Origin of the sequence: Paenibacillus sp. FSL R7-277, assembly GCF_000517965.1 — a bacterium.
Classification (GTDB): domain Bacteria; phylum Bacillota; class Bacilli; order Paenibacillales; family Paenibacillaceae; genus Paenibacillus_AQ; species Paenibacillus_AQ silagei.
The window spans coordinates 22940-39363 of sequence record NZ_ASPX01000034.1 but is presented as its reverse complement, the minus strand read 5'-3'; the positions used below and the strand labels follow the sequence as shown (position 1 = coordinate 39363).

Sequence of the window (16424 nt, the reverse complement as noted above, 5' to 3'; positions counted from 1 at the left end):
GTGGAGGCACTGTCATTGAATGAATTTGAGCAAGGCCGTAACCGTAGTCCGCGCGGTCCTATTGGACTCATGAAGAGGGTCTATAAGTACGTGCTGCCGGAAGTGCGATCATGTCTCGATTCCTGGCGCAAGGATGCAGAAGGAATTCCCGATCCCGAGCTCCGTAAGCAAGCGCTTGCCAGCATTGAAACGAAGCAGTTTCATTGCGAAGGCGGCGGAATCTATGCCGCCGGCAATTTGTCGATGAGACATATACTGATTCCGCTAATTGTTGCTTATCAGACGATCAGTGATTATTTGGACAACCTGTGTGACCGCAGTACTTCGCTTGATCCGGCCGATTTCCGGTTGCTGCATAAGTCCATGCTGGATGCTGTTACCCCCGGCGCGGAGCCTGTGAACTATTACGCGCTGCGCACGGAACAGAATGACGGCGGATACCTGCACAGACTGGTCCGCAAATGCCAGGAGATGACCTCCCGGCTACCCGGCTACGGTGCTGCTGCTGAAGAGGTCTATAATCTGGCTGTATTGTACACTGATCTTCAGGTCTATAAGCACATTCACCCGGAGCTTAGAGAAGCTGCCCTCAAGGAATGGTGGGAGAAGGAGGGGGAACGCGCGCCTCATCTCCAGTGGAATGAATTTGCTGCCGCAACCGGTTCAACCCTGGGCGTATTCATGCTTTTTCTGGCGTCCTGTGATCCTAAGCTAAGCACAGTGGCATCATCATCCATTCGTGCTGCTTATTTTCCGCATGTGTGCGGTCTGCATATCATGCTGGATTATCTGATTGACCAGGATGAAGACCGGGCCGGCGGTGATCTCAATTTCTGCAATTATTATGAGAATACGGATATGATGCTGAACCGGATCGCTTCCATTGTGGAGTGGGCCCGTAAGGATGTCCGGAGTCTTCCTGAGAACTCCATGCACCGTATGATCATCGAAGGACTGCTGGCCCTGTATTTATCCGATCCCAAGGTTAGTGAGCAACGCGAGGTCCGCTCGGTATCCCGGAGGCTGATGAAGAATAGTCCGCTGACCAGACTCTTCTTCTTCGTCAACAGCCGCTGGATACGCAAACACATGTATTAGATGCTGCCGGATCTTCTCCGGGTAAGGGGAGAAACTGGCACAAATTTAAGGAGGAACTAACAGAATGTCAAACGTAAAAAAAATCGCAGTATTAACCAGTGGAGGAGACTCCCAGGGGATGAACGCCGCAGTGCGTGCGGTTGTCCGCAGCGCGATCTACTTCGGAATTGAAGTATTCGGCATTCAGCGCGGGTATCAGGGCCTGCTGAACCGCGACATTTTCCCGATGGATCTGCGCAGTGTCGGAGATATCATCCAGCGCGGAGGTACGGTTCTGCAGTCTGCACGCTGTCTGGAGTTCATGAAGCCGGAAGGCCAGCAGAAAGGTGCTGACATTCTGAATGAGCTCGGCATCGACGGTCTGGTTGTTATCGGCGGAGACGGCTCTTACCATGGCGCCAACAAGCTCAGCAAGCTTGGAATCAAGACGATGGCTCTGCCGGGTACCATTGATAATGATATATCGTTCACAGACTACACTATCGGATTCGATACTGCCGTTGGCGTGGTAGTGGATGCGATCAATAAATTGCGCGACACCATGTCATCCCATGAGCGTTCCTCCATCGTAGAGGTTATGGGGCGTCACTGCGGAGATATCGCTCTGCATGCAGGCCTTGCTTCCGGGGCGGAGACGATTCTGGTGCCGGAAATGCCTTATGACCTGAATGAGGTAGCTGACCGGATGAAGGATAATTTCGCACGCGGCAAACGTCACAGTATCGTCATTGTAGCTGAAGGCGTCGGCAAGGGTGAGGATGTTGCTCAGGCACTCAAAGACCGCCATGCTTCCCTGGATGCCCGTGTTACGGTGCTGGGACACATTCAGCGCGGAGGTACTCCAACACCAGGAGACCGTAACCTCGCCAGCCGTCTGGCTGATTTCGCGGTCCGTAAGCTGATCGAAGGCGAATCGGACAAGGCATGCGGAATTATTAAAGGGGAATTGACCCTGACCGATATCGATAAGGTAGTGAATACGAAGAAGGATTTCAATATTGAGCTGTATGAGCTGGCTTCCCGTTTGTCCCAGTAAGAGCAGCAGAATTTATAGGATCTTCAAATTTCACCGGAGCAGCAAGCCTTCCATCACCGGAAGGGGCTGCTCTTTTTTGACTTGACAGTATACCCCCACCCGTATATATTAATACCCATAGGGGTATACAATTAGGAGGGAATAAGCATGAGTAGAACTATAGTCATTATCGGCGGTGTTGCCGGAGGGGCATCCGCTGCGGCACGCCTAAGAAGACTGAACGAAGAAGACAACATTATCATGATTGAGCGGGGAGAGCATGTTTCTTTTGCCAATTGCGGGCTGCCTTATTATATTGGGGAGAGTATTGATTCCCGGGACAAGCTGTTTCTGCAAACACCGGCTGGAATTAGGGCACGCTTCAATATTGATGTGAGAATCTTTACCGAGGCGACAGAGATTGACCGTGAACATAAGCAGGTACACTGCCGCAATGTTACAACAGGCGAGAGACTGCAGATTCCATATGATATCTTAGTACTCTCACCGGGAGCGAAGCCGATAGTTCCCCCGATTCCGGGTATTTCAGAGGCTGAGAACCTGTTTACCTTAAGGAATATTCCTGATACAGACCGTATCAAGGCCTATGTGGACAGCCGTCACCCCCGGCATGCCACTGTAATTGGTGCAGGTTTTATTGGTCTTGAGATGGCGGAGAACCTGCGGGAGCGGGGGCTTGATGTCACTGTGATTGACCGGGGGCAGCAGATTCTGAACCCGCTTGATCTCGAGATGGTTCGTCCGCTGGAAGAGCATATGCGTATGCACGGGGTGGAACTGCGGATGAATGAGGGGGTAGAGGCTATTGAACAGCAAGGCAGCCTGCTCCGTCTCTCCTCCGGCGGGGAGCTTAGAACGGATATGGTTATCTTGGCGATTGGGGTCAGTCCTGAGAATGACCTGGCACGGAGCTGCGGGCTGGAGCTGGGCATCCGGGGATCGGTTAAGGTCAATGCCTCGCTACAGACCAGTGATCCGGCCATCTATGCCGTAGGGGATGTCATTGAAGTGAAGGACCGCGTTCAAGGGTTCGATACCATGGTCTCTCTGGCCTGGGGAGCGAACCGGCAGGGGCGTCTGGCCGCCGATCATATCAACGGCCGGGAAGCCTCTTACACTGGGGCATTAGGTACTGCGATTATCAAAATTTTCGATATGACTGCTGCGCTGACCGGGAACAACGAGAAGACGCTTAAGTCGCTTGGGGTACCTTATGAAGCTGTGCATATCCATCCGAATTCTCATGCCGGTTACTACCCCGGTGCTGCACCGATAGCGCTTAAGCTGCTGTTCAACCCGCAGACAGGAGAGATTTATGGAGCACAAGCGGCCGGAAGTGCCGGAGTGGACAAAAGAATAGATGTCATTGCCACCGCGATCCGCAGCAGGCTTAAGGCAGATGAGCTGGCCGATCTGGAGCTGGCGTATGCGCCGCCGTATTCCTCGGCCAAAGATCCGGTCAATATGGCGGGCTATGTTGCCTCCAATCTGATGGAGGGACTCGTCCGTAATCTGCAATGGCATGAAGTGGACGAATTCACACGTAGTGGCGGCCTCATCATTGATGTCAGAGACGAAGCAGAGCGTTTAGCCGGGTTCATTCCGGGTTCCATCAACATTCCGCTGGCTGGGCTGAGAGACCGGCTCACAGAGATTCCTGGGGATCGGGAGATCGCCGTGTCCTGCCAGGTAGGGCTGCGCGGCTACATTGCTGCCCGCATGTTAATCCAATACGGATATGCAGTACGAAATGTTGACGGAGGGTACAAAACATACGCAGCGATGGCAAGGGGGAATAACACTGATGATTCCGGCAAAAGAGAGACGCCGGCTTTAAAAGTGAATGCCCCGTCTCCCGCCAGTATAGTCCATAGCCACGAAAAGCTCAGCCCTAAGCCGCAGCTCCTGCTGGATGCTTGCGGATTACAGTGCCCCGGCCCTATACTCAAAGTATATGAGACTATAAGCTCAATGGAGGAAGGCCAGCGGGTTGAGATCACTGCAACGGATTTCGGTTTTGCCGCTGATATCAGGCAGTGGTGCAGCAAGACAAGGAACACACTGGAATCAGTGGATGTATCCGGGGGCAAGGTTCAGGCGTTGGTACGGAAGGGAGTAGACCCGGCAGACAGAACCGTAGTTCCGGCGGAACAGTCAGCGGTCTCTGAAGGTACAACGATGATTGTTTTCAGCGGTGATCTTGATAAAACTATCGCTTCCTTCATTATTGCAACAGGCGCCGCAGCAATGGGCAAGCAGGTAACCATGTTCTTTACCTTCTGGGGGCTTAATGTTCTGCGCCGGGGGCAGTCTCCGCAGGTGAAGAAGAATGCTCTAGACCGGATGTTTGGCATGATGATGCCGAAGGGAACGCGGAAGCTTCCCTTATCCCGCATGAACATGGGCGGGCTTGGGTCGAAGCTGATCCGCTATACTATGGGTCGCAAGAATGTGGAATCCCTGGAGAATCTGATGCAAGGCGCACTGAATGCCGGAGTTAAGCTGATGGCCTGCACGATGAGCATGGACATCATGGGCATCAAGCAGGAGGAATTAATTGAAGGTGTAGACTTCGGCGGTGTTGCCAGCTATCTTGGAGCTGCCGAGGATTCCGGCGTGAACTTATTCATCTAGAGGGGGCCAAGGGACAGTGGAGTATGATAAAGCTATTAGCAACCGGTTGAAGCGTATCGAAGGTCAGGTGAGGGGAGTACTCGGGATGCTGGAGGAAGGCAAAGATTGCCGCGAGATCGTGACTCAGCTGACAGCGATCCGAACAGCCGTAGACCGCTCTATTGGTGCAGTGATCGGAGACAATCTGGAGCACTGTATTCAGGAAGAGCTTGCGAAGGGGAACTCCCCTGATCAAGTGATTAAGGAAGCAGTAGATTTGCTTGTAAAGAGCCGTTAATGAAGAACAGCCACTGACGAAGGGTGAAATCTCCCGGATGTCTGTGGCTGTTTTTGTTATAAGACAAGAACTTTTTTGTGGAGCTCCGTGCTATTTCATGCCTTCTCCGGGGCGAATCTGCGCTGCACCCTGACGAGCCGGCCCAGGAGCAGAATTGCGCCGATTCCAAGGCCGGTAATGAGTCCGATCCAGTAGCCGTAAGCCCCAAGCTCAGTATAAGTGGCGAGCAGGTAGCCGACGGGCAGGCCGATCACCCAATAGGCAATGAAGCAGATGACGAACGCAGGATTAACATCCTTATATCCCCGCAGTACGCCTTGAGTCGGGGTTGCGATGGCATCGGAGATCTGGAAGAAGATCGCGTAGATCAGGAAATGCTGGATCAGCGAGATCACCTCATGGTCATCCGAATACAGTCCGGCGACATGATTCCCGGCGAAGAGCAGCACCAGCGCTGTGAGCAGGGAGAGGACAGCCGCCGTACCAATGCCCATAATGCCATACTGGCGCGCATCCCTCAGCCGGCCGGAGCCGCTCTCGAAGCCGACGAGAATCGTCAGACTCATGCAGATGCTCAGCGGAATCATATAAAGGGTGGAAGCGAAGTTAATGGCGGCCTGATGGGCAGCGATTGTAATGGTATCGAAGCGGCTCATCAGCAGGGTTACAGCCGAGAACACCGCCGTCTCGAAAAAGATCGAAAAGCCGATAGGCACACCAATCTTCAGCAGCTCCTTGAGACTTACCAGGGACACCGCGTGAAATTTACGGAAAATTTGCAGATTGCGGAAAGGCTCAGCTCGGTAGACGAAGATTAGGGCAATCAGAAAAATGACCCAATACGTGATCGCAGAGGCTACGCCTGCGCCTACTCCGCCAAGGCGGGGGAAGCCGAAGTTACCGAAGATCAGCAGATAGTTAAGCCCCACATTGACCGGCAGGGCAATCAGGGTGATGAACATGGAGACACGGGTCTGACCCAGGGCATCAATACAGCTGCGGACAACGGTATAGCCGAACAGCGGGATAATGCCGAAGGAGATGGCACCGAGGAAGCGGAAGGCAATATCTCGTACCGCAGGCTCCAGATTCATGAAATTCAGGATCGGTGTGAGAGCGAGGCTGCCAAGAATCAGCACGAGCACGGATACGATCAGGGAGAGCCAAATGCCCTGCATCACCTGGTTAGCCACATCCTTACCCCGCTTGCTGCCGAGGAGATGAGACACAATGGGTGTAATCCCCATAAGAATACCGCTAAGGCCTGTCTGGATCGGAATCCACAGGCTTGTGCCGATGGCTACGCCGGCCAGATCATTCGTGCCGAATTTGCCGGACATATTGGTGTCGAAGAAGGTAATGGCCGACAATGCAATCTGAGTAATCAGAATCGGAAGCAATATATGCAGGAATTGCCCGGCCTTTTGTTTAATGGAAGTTGTCTGTTTCATAATGATCAATGCCCCGTTATCTTTATTTTGAATACTTATTTTCCCAGTGTAAATATTCCCAGTAAAAAGCCCGGCAGCTGCCGGGCTCTGGATATCATGCGGCTATGGATACATCCGGATAATTGCAGAAAGCTTATTGGTCATACTTCACATCGGCGGTGTAGCGGTTGTTGGCATTCCATAGCAGGAATTCGTCAATATTCTGATCCTTCAAGGCACGGATCTGATCTTCAACCTGCTTCTTGCCGTATTTGACATAATGCCCGCTGCCCAGCCAGCTGGCGGTGAAATCCTGAATCCATGGGCGGATGACCGGCTTGTAGCTGCCTAGAGGATTCAGCTTCTTGTGTGTATCGACCATTGAGCCCTTAATGGTAGCATAAGGGTCTTTGTCCGGGTCCTTCACATCGAACCAGCCGGTGGAGTAATGGCTCGGATAGACCATCGGGCTGATAACATCGACATTCTTGGAGATCTTCACGAAGTCCTGTCCGATGCCTTCTGCGGCAGGTACCGAGGCGGCATATCCGAAGATATCTACAGAGATCCGAACTCCCAGCGGAGCGAGCTCAGCTTTGGCATACTTGACAAAGTCGGCGATGATTTCCACGCGCGGTCTGTCACTCTTCGTGTATTTCAGAGTGTCCGCACGCTTCTCGAAGCCTTCAGGGAAGCGTACATAGTCAAACTGGATTTCCTTGAACCCGAGCTTAACGGCTTCCTTGGCAATATCTACGTTATACTTCCACACATTTTCATTATAAGGATTGACGAAGCTGTCTCCGCCCTTGTTGGCCCAGACAGAGCCGTCTTTGTTGACGAAGGATAATTCCTTGTTCTTCTTGGCGAGCACTGAATCCTTGAATACTACGATCCGCGCAATCGGGTAGACATCATGCTCCTTCAGGCGGGTCATCAGCTTGTTGATATCCCCTATGAACGGCTGGGGATGCCCCATTTGCTGAAGCTCAGCATTGTCCGTCTTGTAGGTGATATATCCGGCATCATCCTTAATATCGATGACCATGGAGTTGAGCTCAGTCTTGTCCAGCAGGGCAAGCAGGGTCTCCATCCGTGCGCCACCGGCGCTGTAGGCAGTCACGTATATCCCTTTAACCTTGGGAGCATCCGGCTGCGGATCGGCAAGAAGTGCTGTCTCCGGCGATGCGCCTGGTGAAGGTGCAGGAGAGGCAGTGCCGCCTCCGTTCGGTGATGCTGCTGCGTCCGGATTGGTGGTGTGTTCTGCGACGATGGGGGGATTCATGGCGCTCTGCAGGGCTGCTGCCACATCGGCTTCATGTCCTTGATTCGGAACACCTACGCCTCCCAGGGCCATCATCAGTAAAGCCCAGGTGATATTCATTTCTTATTCGCTCCCTTTATGTACATTCCTTATAAAGTATAAGGTAACGGATGCACCCAAAAAGAACAGACTTGTAACAATACCCGTAATTTTTTGAGGTCATATTTCCGCTCTTGTTGTTTATAAACGGGATGTACAGATTTTGAACCGCTGATTATAAAAGTAAATGCCGCCCCGGACTGGCACGAAGGCCAATGACCAGGACGGCAACTATTACAACTTGCTCTTTAGGGCAGCTTGCTTAATGAAGATACGCAGAATTCTGATGCTCGCAAATGCTGTAATGGATGATATCCATGGCATCTGCCGGTTCCAGAATACTCAGACCGTCACGCAGTACGATTACAGAATTGAGTTCGTCCTGCTTCAGGAACGGTATCATATCCGGATACCACCTCATGACGATTGCTGACAGTTTTACCGTTTCCATTTCCACAAAAATCACCCTTTCCTTTTTCGAATCGAACTGAATCAGAATTCAGGGTCCACCCGGAAAAACGAAGTGCCTGGAAAAAAGAGGGTAAATCACAATCTTCATGAAATTGTTAAGGTCCTGCGTAGCTATAATATAACATAATTTGAACGGATAAGCATTTTCTTATAAATTACCGTTTGCGGAAAGAGCCCATCACACCGACAGTTTCAACGATATTTACAAAAGCCTGCGGATCGCTTGTTTTAATAATACGTTTCAGTTCTGCAAGCTCATACCGTGTGGTCACTGTCATTAGCATGTCCCGTTCTACATGAGAATAAGCACCTTCTGTCTTAAATTTTGTAACGCCGCGCTGAAGGCCCAGCAATTGCTGCAGCAGCTCGTCAGTCCGGTTGGTGATAATGTACACGGTAACTTTGATGTGGCTGATATGAATCAGGTCGACCACCTTGCCGGTGACGTAAATGGAGACCATCGAGGCAAGCGCCAGATTCCAGTTGTCGTCAAAATAAGCCGCAGCAAGAATGACGAGACCATTGAGACCGACCAGCACACTGCCTACCGGGAAATCCCGGTACCGTGTTATAATGGAGCCCAGAATATCGAAGCCGCCCGAGGAGCCTCCTACCCGGAAGGAGATGCCCGCACCGGCACCCACAAGCACCCCGCCGAAGACAGAGGCAAGCAGCATATCCGAGGATACTTGAAAGACCGGTACCACCGTCATCAGCCAGGTGGTAGCCCCTACAGAGACCATGCTGAGAATAATAAACCGGCGGCCCAGCTGAAACCATCCGGTTGCAAGCAGCGGGATATTGAAGAGTAAATAGAGTAAGCTGATGTTAAAAGGAGTGAAATAACCGGCCAGCATGGCGAGGCCGGATACGCCTCCGCTGAGCAGTCTGTGGGGGATCAGGAACAGATTAAAGCCGCTTGCGATCATCGCTGAACCGAAGAGAACGGCAAGAAAGCTCCCGAATAATCTTAGTTTAACCAAGCAAATTCACCTCTGAGTGTAGTGTGAGTGTCATGTAAGTAATGAAAGTAAGGAATACACTGGTATTCCTGATTGGGTTTGTGATATAATGTATAGGATATTCTTGAGTAGGACGTTACAATGGTATTTTTGCATTGCTTAGAATGCGAAGCTACAATTGTCAGGTGTATGTAGTGGCCTGATCATAGGACAGTTGTTTGTCCCAATACGCGCTAAACCATGCAGAAAATCCGGCATGATTGGACAGCCTATAAATGTGTTTACCGCTACTTAAGAATACAGACAAGCATGTGGAATGTCCACTGTATAGAAGGAGCATGAATAATTTGAAAACATTCGCAGAATTCGGCTTGGAGCCAAAAGTACTTCAAGCAATCACAGAGCTAGGATTTGAGGAAGCAACACCAATCCAGGAGCAGGCTATCCCGCTTGCTATGGCCGGATCGGATCTTATCGGACAGGCACAGACGGGTACAGGTAAGACCGCAGCCTTCGGGATTCCCCTCATCTCCAAGATCGCAAGAGAAGAAGAGAAGATTCTGGCACTGGTAATGACGCCAACACGTGAGCTGGCCATCCAGGTCGCTGAAGAAATCGGTAAGTTGACCCGCTTCAAAGGACTTCGTTCACTGGCTATCTACGGCGGGCAGGATATCGGCCGCCAGATCCGCGGACTGAAGAGAAAACCACAGATTATTATTGGTACACCAGGACGCCTCCTGGACCATATCAACCGCAAGACCATCCGCCTGGATGATGTTCAGACGATCGTACTGGATGAAGCCGATGAAATGCTAGATATGGGCTTCATGGAGGATATCCAGACCATCCTCAAGCTCGTTCCTGAAGAACGTCAGACCATGCTCTTCTCGGCTACTATGCCTCCTAACATTCAACGCCTTGCCCAGCAGTTCTTGAAGAACCCGCAGCATGTATCCGTAATTCCTAAACAGATTAGCGCACCGCTTATCGACCAGGCTTATGTTGAAGTGCCTGAACGCCAGAAATTCGAAGCGCTTAGCCGCTTAATTGACATGGAATCGCCAGATCTGGCAATTGTATTCGGCCGCACGAAGCGCCGGGTAGACGAGCTTGCAGAAGGCTTGCAGAAGCGCGGATATTCCGCTGACGGCCTGCATGGCGACTTGTCGCAGAACCAGCGGGATGCTGTAATGCGCAAATTCCGCGACGGCAGCATTGATGTACTGGTTGCTACAGACGTAGCTGCACGCGGCCTGGACGTATCCGGCGTAACGCATGTAATTAACTTCGACCTTCCGCAGGACCCGGAGAGCTATGTACACCGTATCGGCCGTACAGGCCGCGCCGGCAAGGAAGGAACAGCCTGGTCCTTCGTAACTCCGCGCGAAATGGATCACCTGCACCTGATCGAACGCGTGACCCGTCACCGCATTACCCGCAAACCGCTTCCTACGATGGCCGAGGCTATTGAAGGCAAACAACGCATTACAGCAGAACGTCTGCTTGCAATGGTAGAGGTTGGCGAACTGAACGAATACAAAGGCATTGCCATTCAATTGCTGGAGCAATATGATTCTGTACAGCTGCTGTCCGCAGCTATGAAGCTTCTTACCGGCGATAACAAGGATGCGCAAATTGAGTTGACTCCTGAAGATCCGATCCGTGCCAAGCGCCGCGGCGGCAAGAACGACATCCGTAGCGGGCGTAAGCCTAACGGCGGCTATGGCGGCAACCGTTCCGGTTCCGGTTCTAGCTCCGGTGGCGGCTATCGCGGCAACCGAGACAATGCAAGCGGCGGCGGCTATCGCGGAAATCGTGACAACGCCAGCAGCGGCGGAAGCACCCGTGGCGGCTACAGCAGCGGCTATGGCGGTAACAGCGGAAGCGGCAGCAGCTATGGCGGCGGCTACAAAGGCAACCGTGATGGAGCGAGCCGTAACACAGACGGAAGACCGTCCTCGCGTCCGAGCAGCACAAGCACCCGCCCGGCCAAGCAGGATTTTGACGCTTAAGCTATAACAGAACACCTTGAAGAAGACGAGCAACCGTTACCGGTTCCCGTCTTCTTTTTTTGCTGTGGATTCACTTAGATGAAGGTACGGCTGATGATGACCAGCAGGATGAAGAGCACGAGAATTGTTCCGGTGGAAGTCCAGGGATTGCAGCAGCCAGGTGCGGACATGAGGTCAACCTCCTTTGAGCATGGGGGATTTGTTGTGGTTACAATGTAATATATGGACGTATTGCAGAGCTTGCTTAGACACTTACCTAGAACTTGTAAACTTGGGCGCTGGAAAAGTCCTGTACAAACAGGTATAGTTAAGATACGCAGTATGCACAAGATAGACAGGAGGAAGGGAATTGGAGTTTAAAGGAGCAATGGGCGGTATATACCGCATCACGGAATGGATCTCACGCATCGCCTTCAGCAATATTTTATGGGCATTGTGTTCGATACCGTTTCTGTTCGCAGGAATTATGAAGATCCTCATGCTGGGTTCAGGAGCAGGCGGACCGAATGAGCAGATTATGCTGAACTGGGTACTTGGTGTATTCGCGCCATTCACTGTATTTCCGGCTACGTCGGCGTTATTTACAGTGGTGCGCAAATGGGTAATGGGCAATACCGATGTAAGTACATTCCGCACTTTTTTTCAGGGATACAAAGAGAATTATCTGAAAAGCATGCTGGGAGGGCTTATCTACACCCTGCTGTTTGTCGTGATGTACGTTGATGTGACCGTATACATGACGCAAATGCCGAATTTCAAGATTGTCGGTATCCTGATGCTGGTGCTGATGATTATTTTGTTCGTATCGATGTTTAACTTCTTCTCCATCGTGGTTCACTACCAGATGACGTTCAAGGAAGTGGTAACCAATTCGATTCTGCTCACGATCGCCCGGCCGATCCGTGTGTTCTCGACGTTGATTGGTTCAGGCGTTCTTCTTTATATAGGTCTGCGGTATCCGGTGCTCTATGTGCTGTGTATTCCTACGCTGATTGCTATGCTCGCCTTCTTTAATTTCTTCGCTACATACAATAAGCTGCAACTACAGGTGGAGAAGAAGAAGCTGGCTGAAGAACAGGCCGCGCTGGAAGCAGCTGAGAATGAAGGTCTGCCGGCCGATGATGATGACGAAGACGAGGATGAAGACGACAGAGATAAGGACACCGGTAAGGATTTTAAGCGGACTTAACATTCTCTTGATCATCCGGGCAGTAATGTCAACGGAAAATGATCCCGGCGTTAAATAAAGCGCATACAGGTTTACTTTTTCGTCAAAACGCAATATAATGGTTATAAATCCTGCGATGTACGTTATGGTTGCTCGTTGTTTTGAACCAATGATAATGTCTTGGGAGATCTACATGAAGCGCGGCTGAACAGCCCTGTCTATATGACCTGGGGAATTCAAAAACGACTTCTGCGGTCACCCACCTGCTCTAGCAGGTTCAGAAGACACTGCAGCCGGACGGCATAGGCGGGTTTTCTAATGGAATTGACAAGGCATCCTGTTACCTGCTCACTAGCGGGTAGAGGGTGCCTTTTTCAAGGTTAAAGTGAGCAATGCCCTTTTGTTCCGCGGACAAGAGTGTTACACTTAGGGTAGTGAACTTGGGATTTGAAGAGGGGGAAGAATTTTGTCGTTGAAAAGAACCTTGGTCGGTTTATTTCGCAGTCATGACGGAACAAGCGACCGTGCCAAAGATCCGGCATTGAAAACGCGTTATTACAATCTTTCAAGAGACAAGGCGTGGGATGAAGTATCCGCAACGCTGAAGAAAATTCCTGGTTATAAGGTCTTGCATGAAGTGCAGTCTGTAGGGGAGATTACCCTGGAGAAAAGAACGGCGTTAGGCCGCTCGCTGGATATTACCGTATCTGTGTTAAGCACCACGCCCGTACGCTGTGCCGTAGATATATATTCAGCATCCAGAGGGTCGCTTGGCGATCTGGGTGCCAATTACCGTGTTATTCAGCGTTTGTACCAGTCTTTGGATAAGAAGCTGGGCAAATATAAGGTGGATTAAGGACAGCATTCGGGCATGTATTGCCGGGATTGTATGCGGTTTCCGGGAGTGGGACAGCCTGTTCCGGGCACGGCTATTCCTTATTGATCATCATACGCAAAAAGCGGAGAAGGATGACCTTCTGCCGCTTTTTTTCAAAAATGTACATTTATAGTCTTGGATGCTGTATAACATATCAGTGCTGTCCGTTTAAGCCTAGAGGAGAGCTTTAACTGCGGAAATCGCCGCTTCGTAGTCCGGGTGCTCAGCCATTTCACCGAGATACTCGACATAAGCCAAAGTGTCGTTCTTGTCTACAACGAAGATGGAGCGCATGTCGAGGCGGAATTCCTTGATCAGGACGCCATAGGCTTGTCCGAAGGAAGTCTCTTTGTGGTCGGACAGGGTGATTACACTGTCGATGCCTGCGGCGCCGCACCAGCGGGCCTGGGCGAAAGGAAGATCTGTGCTGATGGTGAGAATCACTACATCATCGCCAAGACCGGCAGCCTCACTGTTGAAGCGGCGGGTCTGCGCATCGCACACACCGGTATCCAGGGAAGGTACAACACTGATCAGCTTGATTTTGCCAGCGTAATCTGTAAGTGTAACATCTTCCAGGAGATTCTTGCTTACCGTGAATTGCGGCGCGGAATCTCCGGCTTTCAGCTGCGGGCCTACCAGAGTAATGGGGTTGCCCTTAAAAGTGGCTACGCCTGTTCTTTCTTGCGTCATGTCCTTGTTTCCTCCTTGAATTGCATTATTGGCATGTACCTGCCAGAATAAATTATAATCTTTTTAGAAGCTGGATGTCGAGCTGGACAACATACATAAAAGGATGGGTGTTATGATTTTTATAAGGTATGAGAAGTGGAGAAGCTATCTCCGGTATTATCCTGTAACCTGTGCGCTGATTCTGGCCAATGTGGTTATGTTCATCGTGCTGTCCCTGAATGGCGGCTCCACCAACCTGTATACACTTGTGGAATACGGGGCTACGGTCAATGTGGGTGCTGAAACGGATGAGTTGTGGCGCTGCGTGACGGCGATGTTCCTTCACAACGGCTTCGCTCATTTGTTCTTCAACAGCTTCTCGCTGCTTGTTTTCGCCCCGCCGCTGGAGCGGTTGATGGGCTGGTGGCGTTATGCACTGCTGTATCTGGGCGGCGGCTTCATTGCTAATCTGCTGTGGGTTCTTATAAGCAGCCGAGGGAATGTAGAGATTGGAATTGTCTCTGTAGGGGCCTCGGGGGCGATCTACGCCGTCTATGGCGCATTCCTCTATATTGCGGTGTTCCAAAGGGCAATGATGGATGAGGGCTCGCGCAAGACGCTTTACGGACTTCTGGTGATGGGGATTATCATGTCCTTTGCCGCTCCAAATATAAATTATATGGCTCATATCGGCGGCCTGATCGCCGGATTCTTCATCTATGGGCTAATCATCCGTGTATTCAAACGAAAACGGCGATAAGGAAGGGTGTAATCGTGGAGCTTAGACAGCTGCAGTATTTTCTGAAGGTTGCCCAGAAGGAACATGTCACCAGAGCGGCGGAGGAGCTGCATGTCGCACAATCTGCGGTAAGCCGCCAGATTCATCAGCTGGAGCAGGAGCTGGGAGTGGATCTGTTCATGCAGAAGGGGAGGAATCTGCAGCTTACGCCTGTCGGGCAGCTCTTTTGCAAAAGAGTGGAGTCGGTCCTGAATGAACTCGACCGGTCGGTGGCGGAGGTGCATGAATTCCTTGACCCGGAGCGCGGCGAGATCCGCATCGGCTTCCCGCATAGCCTCGGGACCCATCTGATTCCTTCCATTGTGGCGGAGTTCCGCAGCCATTATCCCCATGTGAAATTCCGCTTCAAGCAGGGGGCCTATCCATCCTTAATCAAGGATGTTATCTCTGGAGAGGTGGATCTGGCATTCATCTCGCCGTTCCCGGAGAATGCCCCGCATGTGGCCGGAGATATCGTAATGACCGAGGAGCTGTTCGCCATTCTGCCGCAGAATCATCCGCTTGCAAGCAGGGAAGTGATCCGGCTGGAACAACTGCGGGACGAGAAGTTTGTATTGTTCAGCCAAGGCTACTCGCTGCGGCCGATTGTGTGGCAGGCCTGCCTTGCGGCGGGGTTCAAGCCGCAGATTGCTTTTGAAGGCGGGGAGACCGATACAATCCGCGGTCTGGTAGCCGCCGGGATGGGGGTAAGCTTGCTGCCGGAGATGGCGCTCTACCAGACCAACCCCATGCAGCCTGCACAGGTCCGGGTGGTGGAGCCTACGATTACCAGAACCGTCGGGCTGATTCACCGGGCAGAAGGCAAGCTGCCGCTGGTCGCCCAGTCCTTCCGTAACTTCCTGCTTACCTATTTCAAAGACAGGCAGACAGACAATACCCCGGTCGGCTCGTAGCCTACCGGGGTATTGTCTGTGCAGTGATATAGATCTTAATCGCGGTTACCGAGGAACATCAGGATCAGGCGGATCAGCTCGATCAGAGATACCAGCGCTGCTGCCACATAGGTGAGCGCTGCGGCGTTCAGGACCTTGGCTACGCCGCGCTCTTCATCATTACGGATGAAGCCCTGCTGTACCATAATCCGGCGCGCGCGGCTGCTGGCGTTGAATTCAACGGGCAGCGTGACGAGCTGGAAGGCTACTGCGGCAGAGAAGAAGATAATGCCGAGCCCGATAAGGTTGAACGAGCTGAAGATAAAGCCTGCAAGCAGCATGAAGGGAGCGACCCCGGAGGCGAAGTTTACGACCGGGAACATCCGGTGGCGCAGCGCCAGCATCGGATAATGCTCCTTGTGCTGAATCGCATGGCCGATCTCGTGACAAGCGACGGAGACCGCTGCGATGGAGCTTTCATAATATACAGGCTCCGACAGCCGTACAACACGGTTAATCGGGTCGTAGTGGTCTGTAAGGGTTCCCTGAACCGGTTCAATGGGAACATCGTAGAGTCCGTTGGCATCCAGCATACGCCGGGCAGCTTCATAACCCGTTAAGCCGTTCATGTTCGGCACCTTGGCCCATTTCTTGAAATTGCCCTTGACCCTGAACTGGGCCCATACAGAAAAGATAAAAGCGACAGCTAACAACAGATACATTAGTGGCATCATATGTGCTCATTCCTCC

At 51.8% G+C, this 16424-nt stretch carries 16 protein-coding genes and 1 other RNA gene; 10 read left to right on the top strand and 7 right to left on the bottom strand.

Features of this window, described 5'->3' with window-relative positions:
* The first annotated feature begins 15 nt into the window (after window positions 1-15).
* From C173_RS12415 to C173_RS12400, 4 genes are all read left to right on the top strand, one after another.
* Window positions 16-1098 carry a tetraprenyl-beta-curcumene synthase family protein gene (locus C173_RS12415; protein ID WP_036725225.1) on the top strand — a complete coding sequence of 361 codons (1083 nt, stop codon included), beginning with the start codon at window positions 16-18 and terminating at the stop codon, window positions 1096-1098.
* 64 nt (window positions 1099-1162) lie between these two features.
* A complete protein-coding gene (gene pfkA, locus C173_RS12410; RefSeq protein WP_036725223.1) occupies window positions 1163-2134 on the top strand; it encodes a 6-phosphofructokinase in 972 nt (323 codons plus the stop codon).
* Window positions 2135-2281: 147 nt separating this feature from the next.
* Complete coding sequence (locus C173_RS12405; RefSeq protein WP_036725221.1) at window positions 2282-4768, top strand: CoA-disulfide reductase; 2487 nt, start codon at window positions 2282-2284, stop codon at window positions 4766-4768.
* A 16-nt stretch (window positions 4769-4784) separates the two neighbouring features.
* On the top strand, window positions 4785-5045 hold the full coding sequence (locus C173_RS12400; RefSeq protein ID WP_036725219.1) for a metal-sensitive transcriptional regulator: 261 nt from the start codon (window positions 4785-4787) through the stop codon (window positions 5043-5045).
* A 95-nt stretch (window positions 5046-5140) separates the two neighbouring features.
* Here the strand turns inward: C173_RS12400 and C173_RS12395 are convergent, their stop codons facing one another.
* The 4 genes from C173_RS12395 to C173_RS12380 form a co-directional block, all read right to left on the bottom strand.
* On the bottom strand, window positions 5141-6496 hold the full coding sequence (locus tag C173_RS12395; RefSeq protein WP_036725483.1) for an MATE family efflux transporter: 1356 nt from the start codon (window positions 6494-6496) through the stop codon (window positions 5141-5143).
* A 133-nt stretch (window positions 6497-6629) separates the two neighbouring features.
* Window positions 6630-7859, bottom strand: coding sequence for a putative glycoside hydrolase (locus C173_RS12390; RefSeq protein WP_036725218.1), 1230 nt, complete (start codon window positions 7857-7859; stop codon window positions 6630-6632).
* 241 nt (window positions 7860-8100) lie between these two features.
* A complete protein-coding gene (locus tag C173_RS12385) occupies window positions 8101-8289 on the bottom strand; it encodes a hypothetical protein (protein WP_171718441.1) in 189 nt (62 codons plus the stop codon).
* 175 nt (window positions 8290-8464) lie between these two features.
* Window positions 8465-9292: a YitT family protein gene (locus C173_RS12380; protein ID WP_036725214.1), complete on the bottom strand. Its 828-nt coding sequence runs from the start codon at window positions 9290-9292 to the stop codon at window positions 8465-8467.
* Window positions 9293-9618: 326 nt separating this feature from the next.
* Between C173_RS12380 and C173_RS12375 the strand changes: the two genes are divergently transcribed.
* Entirely contained in the window at window positions 9619-11286 is a 1668-nt protein-coding gene (locus C173_RS12375) for a DEAD/DEAH box helicase (RefSeq protein WP_036725212.1), read from the top strand.
* Window positions 11287-11360: 74 nt separating this feature from the next.
* Here the strand turns inward: C173_RS12375 and C173_RS12370 are convergent, their stop codons facing one another.
* Window positions 11361-11456, bottom strand: a complete 96-nt coding sequence (locus tag C173_RS12370) for a hypothetical protein (protein WP_036702210.1) — start codon at window positions 11454-11456, stop codon at window positions 11361-11363.
* Window positions 11457-11635: 179 nt separating this feature from the next.
* Here C173_RS12370 and C173_RS12365 point away from each other — a divergent pair, with 179 nt between their 5' ends.
* The 3 genes from C173_RS12365 to C173_RS12360 all read left to right on the top strand — a co-directional run bounded on the left by C173_RS12365 (window position 11636) and on the right by C173_RS12360 (window position 13310).
* Entirely contained in the window at window positions 11636-12475 is an 840-nt protein-coding gene (locus C173_RS12365) for a YesL family protein (RefSeq protein ID WP_036725211.1), read from the top strand.
* Between the two features lie 104 nt (window positions 12476-12579).
* A non-coding RNA gene (gene ssrS / locus C173_RS33360) (6S RNA) lies at window positions 12580-12771 on the top strand.
* A 149-nt stretch (window positions 12772-12920) separates the two neighbouring features.
* Window positions 12921-13310: a DUF1499 domain-containing protein gene (locus tag C173_RS12360; RefSeq protein ID WP_036725209.1), complete on the top strand. Its 390-nt coding sequence runs from the start codon at window positions 12921-12923 to the stop codon at window positions 13308-13310.
* A 195-nt stretch (window positions 13311-13505) separates the two neighbouring features.
* Here the strand turns inward: C173_RS12360 and tpx are convergent, their stop codons facing one another.
* Window positions 13506-14024 (bottom strand): thiol peroxidase, encoded by a 519-nt coding sequence (tpx, locus tag C173_RS12355; protein WP_036725207.1) that lies wholly within the window; start codon window positions 14022-14024, stop codon window positions 13506-13508.
* Window positions 14025-14136: 112 nt separating this feature from the next.
* Here tpx and C173_RS12350 point away from each other — a divergent pair, with 112 nt between their 5' ends.
* Both C173_RS12350 and C173_RS12345 read left to right on the top strand, forming a co-directional pair.
* Entirely contained in the window at window positions 14137-14763 is a 627-nt protein-coding gene (locus C173_RS12350; protein ID WP_036725206.1) for a rhomboid family intramembrane serine protease, read from the top strand.
* Between the two features lie 14 nt (window positions 14764-14777).
* Window positions 14778-15695, top strand: coding sequence for a LysR family transcriptional regulator (locus tag C173_RS12345; RefSeq protein WP_036725203.1), 918 nt, complete (start codon window positions 14778-14780; stop codon window positions 15693-15695).
* 35 nt (window positions 15696-15730) lie between these two features.
* Here C173_RS12345 and C173_RS12340 read toward each other — a convergent pair whose 3' ends face one another.
* Window positions 15731-16408 carry a zinc metallopeptidase gene (locus C173_RS12340; RefSeq protein WP_425355115.1) on the bottom strand — a complete coding sequence of 226 codons (678 nt, stop codon included), beginning with the start codon at window positions 16406-16408 and terminating at the stop codon, window positions 15731-15733.
* Window positions 16409-16424 lie beyond the last annotated feature (16 nt).